The sequence below is a fragment of the Piezobacter thermophilus genome (genome assembly GCF_055386745.1).
In genome coordinates, this window is the sequence record NZ_AP042380.1 from 982361 (window position 1) to 998928 (window position 16568).

General features: G+C 67.3%; 17 protein-coding genes. 6 read left to right on the plus strand and 11 right to left on the minus strand.

Features of this window, described 5'->3' with window-relative positions; all coding sequences use genetic code 11:
* Positions 1 to 10: 10 nt before the first annotated feature.
* From ACZ5CM_RS04655 to ACZ5CM_RS04680, 6 genes are all read right to left on the minus strand, one after another.
* Entirely contained in the window at positions 11 to 253 is a 243-nt protein-coding gene (locus ACZ5CM_RS04655; protein WP_464641550.1) for a CDGSH iron-sulfur domain-containing protein, read from the minus strand.
* A gap of 118 nt (positions 254 to 371) precedes the next feature.
* Positions 372 to 1772, minus strand: coding sequence for a 30S ribosomal protein S12 methylthiotransferase RimO (gene rimO, locus ACZ5CM_RS04660; RefSeq protein WP_464641551.1), 1401 nt, complete (start codon positions 1770 to 1772; stop codon positions 372 to 374).
* A gap of 136 nt (positions 1773 to 1908) precedes the next feature.
* A complete protein-coding gene (locus tag ACZ5CM_RS04665) occupies positions 1909 to 3405 on the minus strand; it encodes a phosphomannomutase/phosphoglucomutase (RefSeq protein WP_464642495.1) in 1497 nt (498 codons plus the stop codon).
* A 29-nt stretch (positions 3406 to 3434) separates the two neighbouring features.
* Complete coding sequence (gene kdsA, locus ACZ5CM_RS04670) at positions 3435 to 4268, minus strand: 3-deoxy-8-phosphooctulonate synthase (RefSeq protein ID WP_464641552.1); 834 nt, start codon at positions 4266 to 4268, stop codon at positions 3435 to 3437.
* Positions 4269 to 4276: 8 nt separating this feature from the next.
* Positions 4277 to 5926 carry a KpsE/RkpR family capsule polysaccharide export protein gene (locus tag ACZ5CM_RS04675; protein ID WP_464641553.1) on the minus strand — a complete coding sequence of 550 codons (1650 nt, stop codon included), beginning with the start codon at positions 5924 to 5926 and terminating at the stop codon, positions 4277 to 4279.
* Complete coding sequence (locus tag ACZ5CM_RS04680; protein WP_464641554.1) at positions 5904 to 6563, minus strand: ABC transporter ATP-binding protein; 660 nt, start codon at positions 6561 to 6563, stop codon at positions 5904 to 5906. Before ACZ5CM_RS04680 ends, ACZ5CM_RS04675 begins: the two co-directional genes overlap by 23 nt.
* A gap of 262 nt (positions 6564 to 6825) precedes the next feature.
* On the opposite strand from ACZ5CM_RS04680, the gene ACZ5CM_RS04685 reads away from it, so the two are divergent.
* The gene (locus ACZ5CM_RS04685) at positions 6826 to 7428 is read left to right on the plus strand and encodes a uracil-DNA glycosylase family protein (protein ID WP_464642497.1); all 603 of its coding nucleotides are present in this window, start codon (positions 6826 to 6828) and stop codon (positions 7426 to 7428) included.
* On the plus strand, positions 7406 to 8197 hold the full coding sequence (locus tag ACZ5CM_RS04690; protein ID WP_464641555.1) for an SseB family protein: 792 nt from the start codon (positions 7406 to 7408) through the stop codon (positions 8195 to 8197). The genes ACZ5CM_RS04685 and ACZ5CM_RS04690 overlap by 23 nt, the downstream gene beginning before the upstream one ends.
* Before the next feature lie 23 nt (positions 8198 to 8220).
* On the opposite strand, the gene yghU is transcribed toward ACZ5CM_RS04690, so the two are convergent.
* Together yghU and ACZ5CM_RS04700 are read right to left on the minus strand one after the other, a co-directional pair.
* A complete protein-coding gene (gene yghU / locus ACZ5CM_RS04695) occupies positions 8221 to 9135 on the minus strand; it encodes a glutathione-dependent disulfide-bond oxidoreductase (RefSeq protein ID WP_464641556.1) in 915 nt (304 codons plus the stop codon).
* 192 nt (positions 9136 to 9327) lie between these two features.
* Positions 9328 to 9909 (minus strand): GcrA family cell cycle regulator, encoded by a 582-nt coding sequence (locus ACZ5CM_RS04700; RefSeq protein ID WP_464641557.1) that lies wholly within the window; start codon positions 9907 to 9909, stop codon positions 9328 to 9330.
* 356 nt (positions 9910 to 10265) lie between these two features.
* Here ACZ5CM_RS04700 and ACZ5CM_RS04705 point away from each other — a divergent pair, with 356 nt between their 5' ends.
* Positions 10266 to 11441, plus strand: coding sequence for an acetylornithine transaminase (locus ACZ5CM_RS04705; protein ID WP_464641558.1), 1176 nt, complete (start codon positions 10266 to 10268; stop codon positions 11439 to 11441).
* Positions 11442 to 11517: 76 nt separating this feature from the next.
* Positions 11518 to 12444: an ornithine carbamoyltransferase gene (gene argF, locus ACZ5CM_RS04710; protein WP_464641559.1), complete on the plus strand. Its 927-nt coding sequence runs from the start codon at positions 11518 to 11520 to the stop codon at positions 12442 to 12444.
* Positions 12445 to 12469: 25 nt separating this feature from the next.
* On the opposite strand, the gene ACZ5CM_RS04715 is transcribed toward argF, so the two are convergent.
* The gene (locus tag ACZ5CM_RS04715) at positions 12470 to 12922 is read right to left on the minus strand and encodes an NUDIX hydrolase (protein WP_464641560.1); all 453 of its coding nucleotides are present in this window, start codon (positions 12920 to 12922) and stop codon (positions 12470 to 12472) included.
* A gap of 207 nt (positions 12923 to 13129) precedes the next feature.
* On the opposite strand from ACZ5CM_RS04715, the gene upp reads away from it, so the two are divergent.
* Positions 13130 to 13762, plus strand: a complete 633-nt coding sequence (gene upp / locus ACZ5CM_RS04720; RefSeq protein WP_464641561.1) for a uracil phosphoribosyltransferase — start codon at positions 13130 to 13132, stop codon at positions 13760 to 13762.
* Positions 13763 to 13831: 69 nt separating this feature from the next.
* Positions 13832 to 15115 (plus strand): SPOR domain-containing protein, encoded by a 1284-nt coding sequence (locus tag ACZ5CM_RS04725; RefSeq protein WP_464641562.1) that lies wholly within the window; start codon positions 13832 to 13834, stop codon positions 15113 to 15115.
* A 51-nt stretch (positions 15116 to 15166) separates the two neighbouring features.
* Here the strand turns inward: ACZ5CM_RS04725 and ACZ5CM_RS04730 are convergent, their stop codons facing one another.
* Positions 15167 to 16180, minus strand: coding sequence for a hypothetical protein (locus tag ACZ5CM_RS04730; RefSeq protein ID WP_464641563.1), 1014 nt, complete (start codon positions 16178 to 16180; stop codon positions 15167 to 15169).
* A 107-nt stretch (positions 16181 to 16287) separates the two neighbouring features.
* Positions 16288 to 16479, minus strand: a complete 192-nt coding sequence (locus ACZ5CM_RS04735) for a YgaP family membrane protein (protein ID WP_464641564.1) — start codon at positions 16477 to 16479, stop codon at positions 16288 to 16290.
* Positions 16480 to 16568 lie beyond the last annotated feature (89 nt).

Consider the following 16568-nt stretch of genomic DNA (forward strand, 5'->3'; position numbering starts at 1 on the left):
GGCCGCGCGCTCACAGCCGGTTGTGCGTGCCGTCGCAAAGCGGCGCCTTCGCGCTATGCTTGCATCCGCAGAAGAAGACCTTGCCGTCCTTCTCGGCGGTGTATTTCATCGGCTCGAACGCGGTTCCCTTGTGGGACCCGTCGCAGAAGGGCTGGTTCTTCGACTTGCCGCAGGCGCACCAGAAATAGGTCTTGCCTGCGCTCACCTCGACCGGGATGGGCTCTTTCTGCGCGATCACGGGCTTGTCGGCCATGGAGAATTCCTCTTCATCTTTCGGTTGCAGTTTCGATGACGCAGGTTGTGACCGGAAAAGAAAATTCTGCAAGAGGCATTGCTGCGCGCGAATGCACGGAAATTGTGCATTCCCCTCCTCAAAGCCGCCGGCCCCACAGGTCGTAATCGCCTGCTTCTTCCACTTCGACCGTGACAATGTCGCCGACCGAAAGGCCCGCCGCATTTTCGTCGATGAACAGGTTGCCGTCGATCTCGGGTGCGTCGGCCATTGTGCGGCAGGTGGCGATGCCGTCCTCGCCGATCTCGTCCACGATCACCTCCAGCCGCCGCCCGACCCTGGCCGCCAGCCGCGCCGCCGAGATTTCCTGCGCCTTGGCCATGAACCTTTCCCAGCGCTCCTGCTTGACCTCTTCGGGCACATGGCCGGGCAGGGCGTTCGAGCGCGCGCCCTCGACATTCTCGTATTTGAAACAGCCCACGCGATCGAGTTGCGCCGCCTCCAGCCAGTCCAGCAGGGTCTGGAATTCTTCCTCCGTCTCGCCGGGGAAGCCGACGATGAAGGTCGAACGCAACGCCAGATCCGGGCATAGCGCCCGCCAGGCGGCGATCTCGTCCAGAACCTTCGCCGCTGCCGCCGGCCGCGCCATGCGTTTCAGCGTCTCCGGGTGGGCGTGCTGGAACGGGATGTCCAGATAGGGCAGAACACCGCTTTCGGGATCGGCCATGAGCGGGATCAGCTCGCGCACATGCGGATAGGGATAGACGTAGTGCAGCCGCACCCAGACCCCAAGCTGCCCCAGCTCGCGGGCCAGATCGGAGATGTGGCTGCGAATGTCGCGCCCCTTCCACGCCTGCCGCGCATGCTTCAGATCAAGGCCATAGGCGCTGGTGTCCTGCGAAATGACCAGAAGCTCGCGCACGCCCGCCTCGACAAGTCTTTCCGCTTCGCGCAGCACCGCCGACGCGGGGCGCGACACCAGCCGCCCGCGCATGTCGGGAATGATGCAGAACCGGCACTTGTGATTGCAGCCCTCGGAAATCTTCAGATAGCTGTAATGGCGCGGCGTCAGGCGCACGCCGGTGGCGGGCAGCAGGTCCACGAAGGGATCCGGCGCGGGCGGCACCGCGGCATGAACCGCGTCCAGAACCTGCTCGTATTGATGCGGACCCGTCACCGCCAGAATGCGCGGGTGACGGCTGCGGATGTACTCGGGCTCCGCCCCCAGGCAGCCGGTGACGATCACCTTACCGTTCTCCTTCAGCGCCTCGCCGATGGCCTCCAGCGATTCGGCCTTGGCACTGTCGAGAAAGCCGCAGGTGTTGACGATCACCGCATCGGCGCCTGCATAGTCGGGCGAGATGCCGTAGCCTTCGGCGCGCAGCCGGGTCAGGATGCGCTCGCTGTCCACCAGCGCCTTGGGGCAGCCCAGGCTGACCATGCCGATGCTCGGCTGATCGGGGCGGCGCCCGGCGCTGGCGGTATCCGGACGGGCGGCAGGGGCGATATCGGGGCGCAGACGGGGAGGATTGGTGCTCATGGGCGCCCGCATACAGGGGGGCAGGCCCGCCGCGCAAGTCCGTTCCGCCCGCACCTCTTCCTCTTGCCAGAAATACTCCCGCCGGAGGCCACGCGCGCAACCCGCGCGCGTGGCGGGGCGCACCGCCGCGCCCCGCTCAGATCACCTGATCGTACTCGCCCACGGCGGGTTCGGTGCGAATCACCTTGTCGATATCGGCAAAGATCGCACGCATCTCGGCCTCGCTGTCGGGACTTTCGCACACGACCACCAGATTGGGCGTGTTGGACGAAGCCCGCACCAGCCCCCAGGCGCCATTGTCCAGGATCACCCGGGCGCCGTTGACCGTGACCACCTCGGCAATCGGGCGGCCGGCAATGGAGTCGCCATCGCGCTGCATCTGCACCAGCCGCGCCACAAGCCGTTCCAGAACCTGGTATTTTTCGGTATCGGCGCAATAGGGCGACATGGTGGGGGTGGACCAAGTGCGTGGCAGGGCCCGGCGCAGGTCCGACATGGACTTGTCGGGATTGCGCTCCATCAGCTTGCAGATCTCCACCGCCACCCGCAGCCCGTCGTCGTAACCCCGCCCGATCGGCTCGGCCAGGAAGTAGTGGCCGGATTTCTCGAACCCGGCCAGTGCGCCGATCTCCTTCACCCGGCGCTTCATGTGGCTGTGGCCGGTCTTCCAGTAATCGGCCCTGGCCCCGTGGCGCAGCAGCTCGGGGTCCGAGGCGAACAGCCCGGTCGACTTCACATCCGCGACGAAGGTTGCCCCGGGATGCAGCCGGACGAGATCGCGGGCCAGGATCACCCCCACCTTGTCGGCGAAGATCTCCTCGCCCTCGTCATCCACAACCCCGCAGCGGTCCCCATCCCCGTCGAAGCCCAGCGCAAGGTCGGCGCCCGTCTCCCGGACCGTCCGGGCCATGTCGTGCAGCATCTCCATGGCCTCGGGGTTGGGGTTGTAGTTGGGGAAGGTGTAGTCCAGCTCGTTGTGGCTGGGGACCACCTCGACGCCCATGCGGGCGAACAGCTCGGGCGCGAAGGCGCCGGCAGTGCCGTTGCCGGTGGCGCAGACCACCTTGAGCGGGCGGGTCATGCGGAAATCGCCCACCAGATCGTCAAGATAGGCCTCGCGCACGCCCTCGACGAATTCGTAGGCCCCCCCCGGCGCGGGCTCGAAATCGCCTGACAGCACGATGTCGCGCAGCTCGGCCATCTCGTCGGGGCCGTGGGTGAGGGGGCGCTCGAAGCCCATCTTCACCCCGGTCCAGCCATTGGGGTTGTGGCTGGCGGTGACCATGGCCACCGCCGGAGCGTCAAGGTGGAACTGGGCGAAATAGGCCATGGGCGAGAGTGCCGGGCCGATGTCGCGCACCCGGATGCCGGCCTGCATCAGGCCGAGGATCAGCGCGTTCTTGATCGCCAGCGAATAGTCGCGATAGTCGTTGCCCACCGCGATCACCGGCTCGATCCCGCGCCGCCGCATCTGGGTGCCCAGCCCCAGCCCCAGCGCGGTCATGCCCGGCAGGTTGATCTCATCGGGATATTTCCAGCGCGCGTCATATTCGCGAAACCCCGTGGGCGCGATCATCGGGTCGCGCAGGAACTCCCAGGTGTTCGGCTTCACCTCGGGGGCAGGCTTCTTCATATTCATGTCTGAAATCCGTTGCTTGCAGGTCACAGTTCAATCGGGTCGGCCTTGGCGAGCCTGTCGAAATCCATCAACGTGTCGATCAGCGCGCCCATCCGGTCAAGCGGGATCATGTTCGGCCCGTCCGAGGGCGCCCTGTCGGGGTCTTCATGGGTTTCGATGAACACCGCCGCGACCCCCACCGCGACCGCCGCACGGGCCATGACGGGGGCAAATTCGCGCTGCCCGCCCGAGGCGCCGCCCCGCCCGCCGGGCTGCTGCACCGAATGGGTGGCGTCCATCACCACCGGATAGCCGGTCTGCGCCATCTGCGGCAACGACCGCATGTCCGCCACCAGCGTGTTGTAGCCGAAGCTGACCCCGCGTTCGGTCAGCAGGATGCGCCGGTTGCCGGTGCTTTCGATCTTGGCAACCACATGGACCATGTCCCACGGCGCCAGGAACTGCCCCTTCTTGACGTTGACCGCCGCGCCGGTGCGCCCCGCGGCCAGCAGAAGATCGGTCTGCCGGCACAGGAAGGCGGGGATCTGCAGGATGTCCACGGCCTCGGCCGCGGCGGCGCACTGGTCGGGCGCATGCACGTCGGTCAGGACCGGCAGACCCATCCCCGCGCGGATGTCCGAGAGGATCTTCAGCCCCGCCTCCAGCCCCGGCCCGCGCCGGCCCGACAGGCTGGTGCGGTTGGCCTTGTCATAGGAGGCCTTGAACACATATTGCGCCCCGGCCGCATCGCAGATTTCCTTCATCCGGCCGGCGATCATCTGCGCGTGCGCGGCGCTTTCGAGCTGGCAGGGGCCGGCGATCACGGTCAGCGGCTGGTCATTGCCGATGCGGACACCGGCGGTTTCGACATGTTTCATGGCGCCCTTTACGATGTGACCTGTTCGCGAAGGATCGACGCGGTCAGCGAGATCAGCAGGTAGATACCCGAAAAGATCAGGAATGCCAGAACCGTATTCTCGAACTTGCGCGGATAGCTGGGCTCCTGGCTGGCCACCGGCTGGACCGAGGTGGTCAGATAGCGCACCTGCCGGTTGGCCTCGGACCGGGTCTGCTCGACCTGCTGCAGCGCCGATTGCAGCATCAGGTCGCGGGTGGCCAGATCGGCCTGCGCCATCTGGATGCGCACGCTGAGCTCGGCCAGCGAGTTTTCCCCCTGCGAGGCATCGACCATCTTGCGGTTGAGCCGGGCCAGCAGCGCCTCCAGCCGCCGGATATCGCCCTTCACGCCATCGACCTTGGCCCGGTTCGGGCGCGGGTTGTCCAGAAGCGCCTCGAGCTGCAGCTGCTTGTCCTGCAGCTGGATCTCGACATTGTTGATCTGGCTGCGCAGCGAGGCAATCATCCCCTCCGGGTCCAGAAGCGCGCCCTTCTGCTGCAGCTGCACCAGCGCCTCCTGCGCCTTGCGGCGGGCCTCCTGCGCGGCCTCGAAGGCGGCCATGGCATCCTTCATCTGGTCGGCCCGCTTCTTTTCCGACAGCACGTTCACGCGCTCCTCCGCATAGGAGATGAGCTTGCGCGAGAACTCGGCCGCCACTTCCGGGTCGGCGGCGGTCACCTCCATGCGGATCACGCCTTCGGTCGGGTCATAGCCGATCTTCACGTTCTTGCGGTAGATCTTGTAGGCGGCCTCGTTGGTGGCGTCGGGTGCCAGCCGCTGGATCGGGTCGATCCATTCCTGGCTGAAATGCGACTTGAAGCCCACGTCGCGATCCAGCCGCAGCATGGCGTCCTTGGATTGCAGGTAGGACTGCACGGCAATGGAATCCTGCGAGGTGGCGAACTGGGTGCCGCTGAGCAGGCTGCCAAGCCCGCCGCCGCCCGCATTGTCGGCTTTCAGGATCAGGAATTCGGACTTGGTCGAATACATCGGCGTGGCGACATTGATGAAATACCAGCCGACGATGATGGTGGGCAGCAGCACGAAAAAGGCCAGCCGGGTGGCCAGCATGATCAGCTTGCGCCGGCGCCGGCGGGCGATGTCGCGCTGGATCTCGCCGATCTCGCGCATCCGCTGCTCGATCGGGCTCAGTTCGGTCGATGGCAGGTTGGTTCCGCCCGCGGGCACGGTCTGCGGCAGCTGGATGCGCCCCTGTTCCGCGCCTTCCTGCGGGGCGTTCGACCGGTTTCCCGGCACCACCAGTTCCAGCATGTTCGACCCCTTGAACGGGTCGATTCCGGCCTTGCGCAGCAGCCGTACGGCGTCGAAGTCGGAGGTCGCCGCGATTCCGTGCTTCTGCGCCACGCGCCGGGCCATGCGCAGCTGTCGCCCGGTCAGGCCCTCCCGGCGGATGGCGTCGATCTCTTCGTCCGCGCTCATCTCGCGGGCTGAGGCCACCTGTCCCTGCATGGCGGTCGCCGCCCGGGGATGTGCCGCAGGCTCCTCCGTGGGTCGGGCATCGGCGGGCGCGGCCGGCTGCCTCTGCGCGGCCGTTCCGGCCGCTGTTTCGGGCGCGGGGTGGGCCTGCGCCGGGCTGCGGCGGATGCGGAATTTCTTAGCCTTGGGCTTGGTAGTCATAGAGCTGTTTCGCTTCTTCCAAGGTGTCGAACATGAACAGCTGGCCGTTTTTCAGCACGGCCGCCGAACGGGCGAATTTCTCCAGCACCGCGGGCTTGTGCGATACGATGACGATGGTGGTGGTGCGCAGGCGTTCCTGCAGGATGGCGCCGGCCTTGCGGTTGAATTCCACATCCGTGGAACTGGGCATGCCTTCGTCGATCAGGTAGATGTCGAAGTCGAGCGCGAGCATGAGCGAGAAGGTGAACCGCGCCTTCATGCCCGAGGAATAGGTGCCGATGGGCTGGTCGAAATATTCGTCGAGGCCGCACAGCCAGCGGCAGAACGCTTCGACATAGTCGGGATCGAGCCCATAGAGGCGCGCGATGTAGCGGGCATTTTCCATGGCCGAGAGGCGACTGACCACGCCACCCATGAAGCCCAGTGGAAAGGACACCCGGCACATGCGGCGGATCTCGCCCTCGTCCGGCTTTTCCAGCCCCGCCATCATGTTGATGAGTGTGGTCTTGCCGGTGCCGTTGGCCGCGAGGATGCCCAGCGAATTGCCCAGCTCGATTCGGAAGGATACATTGTCGAGGATGACCTTGCGCCGGGTGCCGGTCCAGAAGGACTTGCTGACATTCGCAAATTCCAACATCGCTCGTTTCGGCCCTGCTCGTCGCGTTTGTCGCGGTTCTTGCCACCCCGGGCGGCCGGGGCATCCGGCGCGCCCCGTTTCGGGAACGTCGGTCTTGTAACAGTCGAATTGGGCTACATTATGTCGGAATGTGAAACAAAATGCCAATGTTTCAGCGGGTTTGTCGCGTGAGCGTGTGCAGAGTGGGCGGTCGGGGTCAAGACTCGATATTTGTTTCCGTTCTGGCGACGGGCCTGGGGTATATTCATTGACTGACGACAAAATGGAAACGATTGCCGATGAGATCCGCCGCTGCCGCTTGTGCGCCGATCGTTTCGCGGCCACGGCGACGGCACATGCGCCGCGCCCGGTGGTGTGGTTCCGCGCGCAGGCCCGCATCCTGATCGCCGGTCAGGCGCCGGGGACGCGGGTGCATGCCTCGGGGCGCCCCTTCACCGACCCGTCGGGCGTGCGCCTGCGCGACTGGCTGGGGATGGACGAGGCGACCTTCTACGACCGCGAGCGGGTGGCGATCGTGCCCATGGCCTTCTGCTTTCCGGGTCAGGACGGGCGCGGCGCGGATCTGCCGCCCCCGCCGCTCTGCGCGCGCACATGGCACCGCCGCGTCATGGCGGCGCTGCCGGAGCTGCGGCTGACCATCCTGGTCGGCGGGTATGCGCAGCGCTGGCACCTGGGCACGAAGGCCCCCGTCACCCGCGTGGTTGCGGGCTGGCGGGACCATGCGCCGCGGCTGTTTCCCTTGCCACACCCGTCCTGGCGCAATACGGCATGGCTGAAGAGAAATCCGTGGTTCGAGGCCGACCTGCTGCCGGTCCTGCGCGCCCGGGTCCGGGAGGTTCTGGATGACCGAGACGACACCGATTGACGATGCCCATGCCTTGATGCAGGCCGACCCCGACGACGACACCGCCCGGCTGCGCTTCTTCGAGCGGGTGGCCGACAGCGAACTGTTCCTGATGCTGACCGAAGAGGCGCAGGGGGAAACCCTTTCCCCCGAGCTGTTCGACCTTGACGAGGGGCGTTTCGTCCTGGCCTTCGACACCGTCGAACGCCTTGCCCGGTTCGCGGGCCGTCCGGCGCCCTATGCGGCGCTCTCGGGGCGGGTGCTGGCGCAGATGCTGGCCGGGCAGGGGATCGGGCTGGGGCTGAACCTGGACGTGGCGCCCTCGGCGGTGCTGATCCCGGCCGAGGGCATGGCCTGGCTGGCCGAGCTGCTGGAAACCGCACCGGCTGAAATCGAGGCGCGGATCGCCGCGCTCGCCCCGCCCGAGGGCTTGCCCGAGGCGCTGTTTTCCGCGCTCGAGGACAAGCTGGCCGGTGCCGGCGGCCTGGCGAAAGCCGCCTGGCTGGTGGGGGTGACCTACCGCGATGGCGGGCGCGGGCATCTTCTGGTCTTCGTCGATGCGGTGGCCAAGGCCAGCCCGGCGCTGGCCAAGGCGGCAGGCGAGGCGCTGGCCTTTTCGGGGCTGGAGACGGGCGTGCTGGATGTGGGGTTCTTTTCCTCGGACGACGCCATAGTCGAGCGGCTGGCTGCGGTGGGACGCGGCTTTGACCTGCCGCAGCCGCCCCGCCCGCAGACGGAGGCGCCCGCAGCCCCCGGCTCCGACCCGGACAAGCCGCCGATTCTGCGATAGGCTGCCTGCCCGGCGCCGTCCCGTCAGTTGCCGGCCTCGCCCAGCTTGTCCTGGGTCTTCGTCTCGAAATCCGAGGCGTCGTGGCGTTCGCGCAACTGCAGCTCGGGCTTGCCGAAGGTGCGGTTGACCATCCGCCCGCGCAGCACGGCGGGGCGGGCGTCGATCTCTTTCGCCCAACGGACCACGTTGCGGTAGGATTCGACGTCAAGGAACCGGGCGGCATCGTAAAGCCGGCCCAGCACCAGCTGCCCGTACCACGGCCAGATGGCGATGTCGGCGATGGTGTATTCGTCGCCCACGATGAACCGGTTTTCGGCGAGGTGCCGGTCGAGCACGTCAAGCTGGCGCTTCACCTCCATCGCGTAACGGTCGATGGGGTATTTCCATTTCTTCGGCGCATAGGCGTAGAAATGGCCAAAGCCGCCACCAAGGAAGGGGGCGCTGCCCATCTGCCAGAACAGCCATGACAGCATTTCCGGCCGCTTGCCGGGATCGGACGGCAGGAAGGCGCCGAACTTCTCGGCCAGGTACAGCAGGATCGCACCGGATTCGAACACCCGGACCGGCTTCTCGCCGCTGCGGTCCACCAGCGCCGGGATTTTAGAGTTCGGGTTGATTTTGACGAAGCCGCTGGAAAACTGGTCGCCCTCGCCGATGTTGATGAGCCACGCGTCATATTCGGCCTCCTTGTGGCCTGCGGCCAGAAGCTCCTCGAACATGATCGTGACCTTGACCCCGTTCGGCGTGCCCAGAGAATAGAGCTGGAACGGATGCCGACCCACGGGCAACTCCCGTTCGTGGGTCGCTCCGGCCACGGGGCGGTTGATATTGGCGAAACGGCCGCCGCTCTCGCGCCCCCACGTCCAGACTTCGGGCGGAGTGTATTCGTCGGTCTCGAGGGGTTCTGGGGCCTCGGGGGTCTCGGGCTTGTCGGTCATGTCGGTCTCCGGTCCTTGACAATGGGCTCCGGGGGCGTGTTTCCCGCCCCATCGCGCCCGTCGCATTGGCGGCATCCAAACCCGGTTGCGCGGGAAAGGCAAACGACAATCCCGCCCCGAATTCCGCCCCGAATTCCACCCCGGCCGTGGCGGGTTCTGCCCGGATGCAGGCGGCGGCAACGGGCGGAGCGCTCAGCGCCGCCGGTCGCGGCGCGCGCTCATGGGCTGAAAGGCCACGCCCACATGGGCCTCGCAATAGGGCTTGCCCGGTTGCACCGGCAGGCCGCAGAACCAGAAATCCTCGGTCGCGGGATCGCCCACCGGCCATTTGCAGGTGCGTTCGGTCAACTCCATCAGGCTGAGCTTGCGCGCCTTCTTCTCGACCTCGTTGACCTTGGCCAGCGCCTCGGGGCTGATCTCGTTCGCGGAAGGCTGCGGCGGCAGCGGCTGGCCTGCGGGGATGATCTGCTTGCGCGCAGGCGTGGCCGGCTTGGCCTCGGGGTCGGGCCTGGCCTCGGCTTCGGGGGCCGGGCGGGCCGGTTCGGTCTTCAGTTCGGGCTTGGCCTTGGCCTCGGGCCTGGACGCGGCGGGTTTCGCCTTGACCTCGGATTTGCCCGCCGCCCCGGCATTGCGGTTCGACAGGCCCAGGCGATGCACCTTGCCGATTACCGCATTGCGGGTGACACCGCCCAACTCCTTGGCGATCTGGCTGGCCGACTGGCCTTCGCTCCACATTTTCTTGAGCAGTTCGACACGCTCGTCTGTCCAGGACATGAGCACCCTTTCAAAGCTGAAAAGCGGTCACCGCAAAGCGACCGCCTCGGAATTCCGTAGCACCCATATATTTTAGTCTTCGCGCCCCGAGATACAAGGCCGTATCCACTGCCCGCCCCGCCCGGCGCGCGCATTCATGACCAAGCCCGGAAATTCCCGCTTTTCATTCCGGCGCGGTTGCAGTAGACGCCCCCGCATGATCACACGGCCCCGCATCATCGAACGCCGACGCCGCGCCTGACTGGCGCGTCCCGTGATCAATTGCGCCACAGTGCTGGCGCCCCTTTCCCCCGATCGTTGACGAAACCGCGCCCGTGATGCACTCACGGGTCCCATGTTGCAAAGAGGATGACCCCATGATCCCGTCCGTCCTGCCCACTTACAACCGCGCGCCTCTGTCCTTCGTCTCCGGCGAAGGCGCCTGGCTGACCGAGGCGGACGGGCGACGTTTCCTCGACCTCGGTGCCGGCATCGCGGTGAACGTGCTGGGCCACGCCCACCCGGCACTGGTCGAGGCGCTGAACGAACAGGCGCAAAAGCTCTGGCACGTCTCCAACCTCTACCGGATCCCGCAACAGCAGGCGCTGGCCGATATGCTGGTGGAACACAGCTTCGCCGACACGGTGTTCTTCACCAATTCCGGCACCGAAAGCTGCGAACTCGCCATCAAGATGGCACGCCGCTACTGGCACGACCGCGGCCGGCCCGCGCGCACCGGCATCATCGCCTTCGAGGGCGCCTTCCACGGCCGCTCCTCCGCCGGCATCGCCGCCGCCGGGGGAGAGAAGCTCACTGCCGGCTTTGCCCCCCTCCTGCCGGGCTTCGTCCATGTCCCCTGGGGCGACCTCGACGCCCTGCGCGCGGCCGTCTCCGAAACCACCGGCGCCATCATCGTCGAGCCGATCCAGGGCGAAGGCGGCATCCGCCCGCTGCCCGACGCCGATCTGCGGGCCCTGCGCGAGATCTGCGACGAACACGACATGCTGCTGATCCTCGACGAGGTGCAATGCGGCATGGGCCGCACCGGACGCCTCTTCGCCCATGAATGGGCCGGGATCGAACCCGACATCATGATGGTCGCCAAGGGCATCGGCGGCGGCTTCCCGCTGGGTGCGGTGCTGGCCACCGAACGGGCCGCCGCGGCCATGACCGCCGGCAGCCACGGCTCCACCTATGGCGGCAACCCGCTGGCCTGCGCCGTGGGCTGCGCGGTGATGGACCACGTCGCCAACCCGGATTTCCTGGCCGAGGTCGGCCGCAAGGCGGGGCTGATGCAGCAGAAACTCGAAGCGCTGGTGGCAGCCCACCCCGACATCTTCGAGACCGTGCGCGGCAGCGGCCTGATGCTGGGGCTGAAATGCCGCCTGCCTGCGGCCGACGTGGTGGCCGCAGGCCACGACAACTTGGTGCTCACCGTGCCGGCCGGCGACAACGTGGTGCGCCTGCTGCCGCCGCTGACCATTACCGAGGACGAGATCGCCGAAGGCATCGACCGCCTCGACCACGCCGCCGCCCAGCTTGAAAGCTCCTGACCTTCCTCTTGCCCCAAATACTCCGGGGGTGCGGGGGCTGGCCCCCGCCTCCCGAACATCAAGAAGCGATACCGACATGAACCACTTTCTCGATATCCACAAGACCGATCCCCAGTCGCTGCGGGCCATCCTCGATCAGGCCGCGGCCATGAAGCGTGCCCGCCAAGGCCGCCCGAAGGGCGCCCCGGACGACGACCAGCCGCTGGCCGGGCGCATGGTGGCGCTGATCTTCGAAAAGCCCTCGACCCGAACCCGCGTCTCCTTCGACGTGGGCGTGCGCCAGATGGGCGGGCAGACCATGGTGCTGTCGGGCTCGGACATGCAGCTGGGGCACGGAGAAACCATCGCCGATACCGCCCGGGTGCTCTCGCGCTACGTCGACCTCATCATGATCCGCACCTTCGACGAAAGCGTGCTGCTGGAGATGGCCGAGTATTCGGACGTGCCGGTCATCAACGGGCTGACCGACCGCACCCACCCCTGCCAGATCATGGCCGACATCCTCACCTACGAGGAACACCGCGGTCCGATCGCGGGGAAAAAGGTGGTCTGGTCGGGTGACGGCAACAATGTCTGCGCCTCGTTCCTGCACGCGGCGGGCCAGTTCGGTTTCGACTTCACCTTCACCGGGCCGCCGCAGTTCGACCCCGAGGAGGAATTCATCCGCTTCGCCCGTGAAAAGGGCAGCAAGGTGGTGATCGAGCGCGACCCCGTGCGTGCGGTGGAAGGTGCCGATCTGGTGGTCACCGATACCTGGGTGTCCATGCATGATGCCCAGTCCACCCGCGAACGCCGCCACAACATGCTGCGCCCGTTCCAGGTGAACGAAGAGCTGATGCGCCACGCGCGCCCGGACGCGCTGTTCATGCACTGCCTGCCCGCCCACCGCGAGGAAGAGGCCACCAGCGCAGTCATGGACGGGCCCCATTCGGTGATCTTCGACGAGGCCGAAAACCGCCTGCATGCGCAGAAGGCGATCATGCGCTGGTGCCTGGAGGTCTGAGCGCTGCCGCAACAAGGCGGCCGCGTCAGAGGCCGGCGAGCAATGCCCTCAACGGTGCCTCCTCGACCATCTGCGCGGCTTTCTCGGGGCTGACCCATTTGCGCCGGCGCTGGCCGGCCTCCGGGTAGTCCTCGGCCAGCTCCGACACCCGCACCGCGAAGACCTCGGTTTCGACGGTGCGCGACGTGCCGTCCTTCATGCGCTTTTCATAGCTGAACCGCCCGACCGGCCGCGGGCTTTCCAGGTTCCCGCGCACGCCGGCCTCTTCCCAGGCCTCGGTCAGCGCCGCCTCGCCGTCGCTGCGGCCCGGAATCGGCCAGCCCTTCGGCAGAATCCAGCGCCGGGTCTCCCGGCTGGTGATCAGAAGGATTCGGCAACGGCCACCCTTGTCGCGCCGTCGGCACAGCGCCGCCACCTGCCGCGGCTTGCGCCTGCTGCTGTCCGAGGCTCCGGCCCCGGACCGTCTCTTCGATATCATGTCATTCATTGCGGAACTTTCGTGCCTGCCTGCCACCCGTTCGTTGGCCGAACGGTCCTGTCTCTTTCCCGCAACATAGGGGCAGGCGCGGCAAATGCCAATCCACCGGCCGCCGGCGGCAGGGCGGATGCGCAGGTTGGGCTTGCAGCCGCGTCGCGACTGTTCCACAACGGGCCCCAGCCGCGAGAGAATGGAGAGAGAGCCGCCATGTCCGGGACCGTCACCGTCGTCGAACACCCGCTGGTCCAGCACAAGCTGACATTGATGCGCGAAAAGGCGACGACCAGCGCCGATTTCCGCCAGCTCCTGCGCGAAATCACGATGCTTCTGGCCTACGAGATCACCCGCGAAATGCCCATGACCACGCGCGAGATCGAAACCCCGCTGGAGCGGATGCAGGCGCCGACCCTTGCCGGGCGCACGCTGGCGCTGGTGTCGATCCTGCGGGCCGGAAACGGGATGCTCGACGGGGTGCTGCAACTGGTGCCCCAGGCGCGGGTGGGATTTGTCGGCCTCTACCGGGACGAGGCGACGCTGCAGCCGGTGCAATACTACTTCAAGGTGCCCGATGCGCTGGACGAGCGGCTGGTGATCGTCGTCGATCCGATGCTGGCCACCGGCAATTCCTCGGCGGCGGCGGTCGATCTGCTCAAGAAGGCGGGGGCGAAGAACATCCGCTTCCTGTGCCTGCTGGCCGCGCCCGAGGGGGTTGCGAAGATGCAGCAGGCCCACCCGGACGTGCCCATCGTGACCGCCGCCATCGATCGCCAGCTGAACGAAAAGGGCTATATCCTGCCCGGTCTGGGCGATGCCGGAGACCGCATGTTCGGCACCAGATAAGCCAACTGCCGGCTTTACTCGGACCCGGATTTCCGGCATCCTTCCCACCAGATGTTGTGGGGGGATGTAATGAAACCGACCAGACTTGCGGCGATCGCCGTCATCTTGGGGTCGTTTGCGGTCTCGACCCCCAATGCCCAGACGCTGCGCGATGCGCAGCCGCCGACCGAGTTCCCGCCGGCGAGTTTCAAGGGCAAGCAATATGTGGACAGCCGCGGCTGCATCTATGTGCGCGCCGGTGTCGATGGCCGCGTAACATGGGTGCCGCGGGTGACGCGCGCGCGCAAGCAGCTGTGCGGCTACAAGCCGACCGCCGTGGCTGGTACGACCGCGCAGCCGGCGCGGACCGGACCTGCGCCCACGGTAATCACCATCGCCCCGCCCGCGAAACCGGCAGCGCCTGCGCCGACAAAGGCGCGGACCAGGCCCGTGACCGCCGTGGCCTCTGCCCCCGCGCGCAAGGCGGCACCGGCGGCAACCGGCCCGAAGAAGAAGGCTCCCGTGGCGGCCAAGGGGACCGCGCGCACCGTCCGTGCCGCGTCTGCGCGGCCGGCTCCCACCGGGTCGGCTGTCGCCACCGGGACGGCGACAAGGGTCGTCGTGGCGGCGCCATCGGCACGGCGCACGACCACGGCCCGTCCCGTGGCAGGCGTGCCGCCCGCTTCTACGGCAACGGCGAAGACGGGGGTGAAGCCCGCCCCTGTCGTCGCGCCACGCAAGGCGCAGGTGCCGACCTGCCCGAATGCATCGGCCTTCAGCCAGCAGTTCATCAACAGGACCGGCGTGCGCTGCGGCCCGCAATCCGAACCGCCTGTGACTTATGTGACCGGCTCGGCACGTGGCTCTGCCCGGGGAAGGGCGGCGGTGGACGTGGCCTCGTTGCCGCCCGATACCGTCATCATCCCGCGCCACATCTACGAGCAGCGCCGAAACACCACCAATGTCTCGATTCCGCGTGGCTACAAACCCGTGTGGAAGGACGGACGCCTGAACCCGCGCCGGGCGGAGCGCACCCTCAGGCCCAGCGTGATCCGCAACCGGGCGGTGGTGCCGCGCGGTTTTCGCGCGGTGTCGCGCAAGGATGACCGCTATAATCCGAAACGGGGCGTGCGCTCGGCCGCGGGGGATGCTCAGACCGACATGATCTGGACGCGGACCGTGCCGCGGCGGCTGGTTCCGGCACCCGCCCCGGCCCGGGTGGTGCGGGTGCCGGCCGGAACCCTTGCATCGCCGGCCGAGGCCACCGCCCCCTATTACATCCGCGTCACCAGTCGCGCCGCACCGGGCACGGCCCTGCCCGGGAGCGGCGGCGCCGGGGCGCCACGGGTGCCTGACCGGGACACCGGACGCTGAGCCCCGGCCACGATGCGCGGGCGGGGGGGCGTCCGGTTGCGGCAATGCCCGTCACAGACAGATGTTCTGCAGCCTGACCCAGTCGCTGTCGGGCAGGACCGGAGCGAAGGAGCGCCCGGCCATGGGGTCGGCATCGATCAGTAGTGCCGGCGCCGGTTCGCCCTGCTGCCCGCGCGCCTGCGCATAGGGCGTCGAAGGGATCTCGCTGGCCGCGAACAGTGCCAGCAGAGGCCCTTCGGGAACGCCGGGGCGGGGGCGGGCCAGGATGGTTTCGGCATAGCGGTCCAGCGCCGCGCGGGTGAGCGCGCCGGTGGTCAGCAGCCGGACCGTCTCGATCAGCCCCGCCTTGTCGAGCAGCGCGCGCAGAGGGTCCACGTGGCTGGCGCGGGCGCGTTCGGCCAGGATGAATCCCGCCACGACCGCGGGATCCTCGTAACCTTCGATCAGCGACCGGTTGATCAGAATCACGCCCCCGGGCAGCAGCAGGGTTTCGGCGATTCCCTCGCGCAGAACCACCAGCTGCGCGACCCCCGTGCGCCGGGCGAGGCGTTGCAGCGGGCCGGTTGCCTCGGGCAACTGGCAGGGGCGGCCCGCCACGCGCTGGATGCGCTGCAGCAGCGCGGTTCCGATTTCCTGGCGGGTGGCCGGGGGCACCAGCCCGACCGCCTGTCGGCGCAGCGCATCGGGCAGCCAGAACACCGCCAGCCCGACCAGAATGGCCATGGTGGTCAGCATGATCGAACGCCGCAGGCGGCCCTGCTGCGGCCGCGCGCGGGCGATGGCACGGCGCAGCCGTTCGATCGCGTCGATCATCTCGGCCTCGTCGGCGGCAAGTTCCAGGGTTTCGCCCGGGTCGCCGTCGGGGTGAAAGATCGCAGGCCGCGCGCCGGGGTTCAGCCGTTCGATGGCCGCCAGCGACCAGTGGGCGAGCGCGCGGTCGTTGAGGTCGGAAATCGTCAGGGTGGCATCGCCGATGGAAACGATCACCTCGCGGCGCTGGTCGTCGGGAGAGGGACGCCACAGGCCGGAGGCTTCGAGCCGTTGGTATTTCTTCAGCGCTGTCATGTTGTCCGGGGTTGCTCTGGCCTCTTTCGGGCAACCCTACCACGCAGCAAAGACCGGCGGCAAAGCGAATTGCCGCCGGTCGGGAAGGTTCGCGCGTTTTCTTCGGGTCAGGCCGATTTCAGGCCCATCATGCGGAAGAAGCTGGCCGCCGGGCAGATGCCCGTAAAGGCCGATTGCAGAAGATTCGCGCCCACGAACACCGTCAGCCACACGAAATAGGGCGACACGAACTGGGTCAGAACCACCGACAACAGAACCATGAATCCGGCAAAAGCCGTGACTGCCTTGTTCACCGTCATTTGATCATCCTCTTGTTCCGGGCGGGAGGGGATTCGCCGCCAATCACATTCGAATATAGGAATATGATTGGCGGTGACAAGGGCCGGCG

Coding starts and splice junctions, on each gene's coding strand:
- ACZ5CM_RS04655 (WP_464641550.1), bottom strand. CDS start 253: ATGGCCGACAAGCCCGTGATCGCGCAGAAAGAGCCCATCCCGGTCGAG.
- rimO (WP_464641551.1), bottom strand. CDS start 1,772: ATGAGCACCAATCCTCCCCGTCTGCGCCCCGATATCGCCCCTGCCGCC.
- ACZ5CM_RS04665 (WP_464642495.1), bottom strand. CDS start 3,405: ATGAAGAAGCCTGCCCCCGAGGTGAAGCCGAACACCTGGGAGTTCCTG.
- kdsA (WP_464641552.1), bottom strand. CDS start 4,268: ATGAAACATGTCGAAACCGCCGGTGTCCGCATCGGCAATGACCAGCCG.
- ACZ5CM_RS04675 (WP_464641553.1), bottom strand. CDS start 5,926: ATGACTACCAAGCCCAAGGCTAAGAAATTCCGCATCCGCCGCAGCCCG.
- ACZ5CM_RS04680 (WP_464641554.1), bottom strand. CDS start 6,563: ATGTTGGAATTTGCGAATGTCAGCAAGTCCTTCTGGACCGGCACCCGG.
- ACZ5CM_RS04685 (WP_464642497.1), top strand. CDS start 6,826: ATGGAAACGATTGCCGATGAGATCCGCCGCTGCCGCTTGTGCGCCGAT.
- ACZ5CM_RS04690 (WP_464641555.1), top strand. CDS start 7,406: ATGACCGAGACGACACCGATTGACGATGCCCATGCCTTGATGCAGGCC.
- yghU (WP_464641556.1), bottom strand. CDS start 9,135: ATGACCGACAAGCCCGAGACCCCCGAGGCCCCAGAACCCCTCGAGACC.
- ACZ5CM_RS04700 (WP_464641557.1), bottom strand. CDS start 9,909: ATGTCCTGGACAGACGAGCGTGTCGAACTGCTCAAGAAAATGTGGAGC.
- ACZ5CM_RS04705 (WP_464641558.1), top strand. CDS start 10,266: ATGATCCCGTCCGTCCTGCCCACTTACAACCGCGCGCCTCTGTCCTTC.
- argF (WP_464641559.1), top strand. CDS start 11,518: ATGAACCACTTTCTCGATATCCACAAGACCGATCCCCAGTCGCTGCGG.
- ACZ5CM_RS04715 (WP_464641560.1), bottom strand. CDS start 12,922: ATGATATCGAAGAGACGGTCCGGGGCCGGAGCCTCGGACAGCAGCAGG.
- upp (WP_464641561.1), top strand. CDS start 13,130: ATGTCCGGGACCGTCACCGTCGTCGAACACCCGCTGGTCCAGCACAAG.
- ACZ5CM_RS04725 (WP_464641562.1), top strand. CDS start 13,832: ATGAAACCGACCAGACTTGCGGCGATCGCCGTCATCTTGGGGTCGTTT.
- ACZ5CM_RS04730 (WP_464641563.1), bottom strand. CDS start 16,180: ATGACAGCGCTGAAGAAATACCAACGGCTCGAAGCCTCCGGCCTGTGG.
- ACZ5CM_RS04735 (WP_464641564.1), bottom strand. CDS start 16,479: ATGACGGTGAACAAGGCAGTCACGGCTTTTGCCGGATTCATGGTTCTG.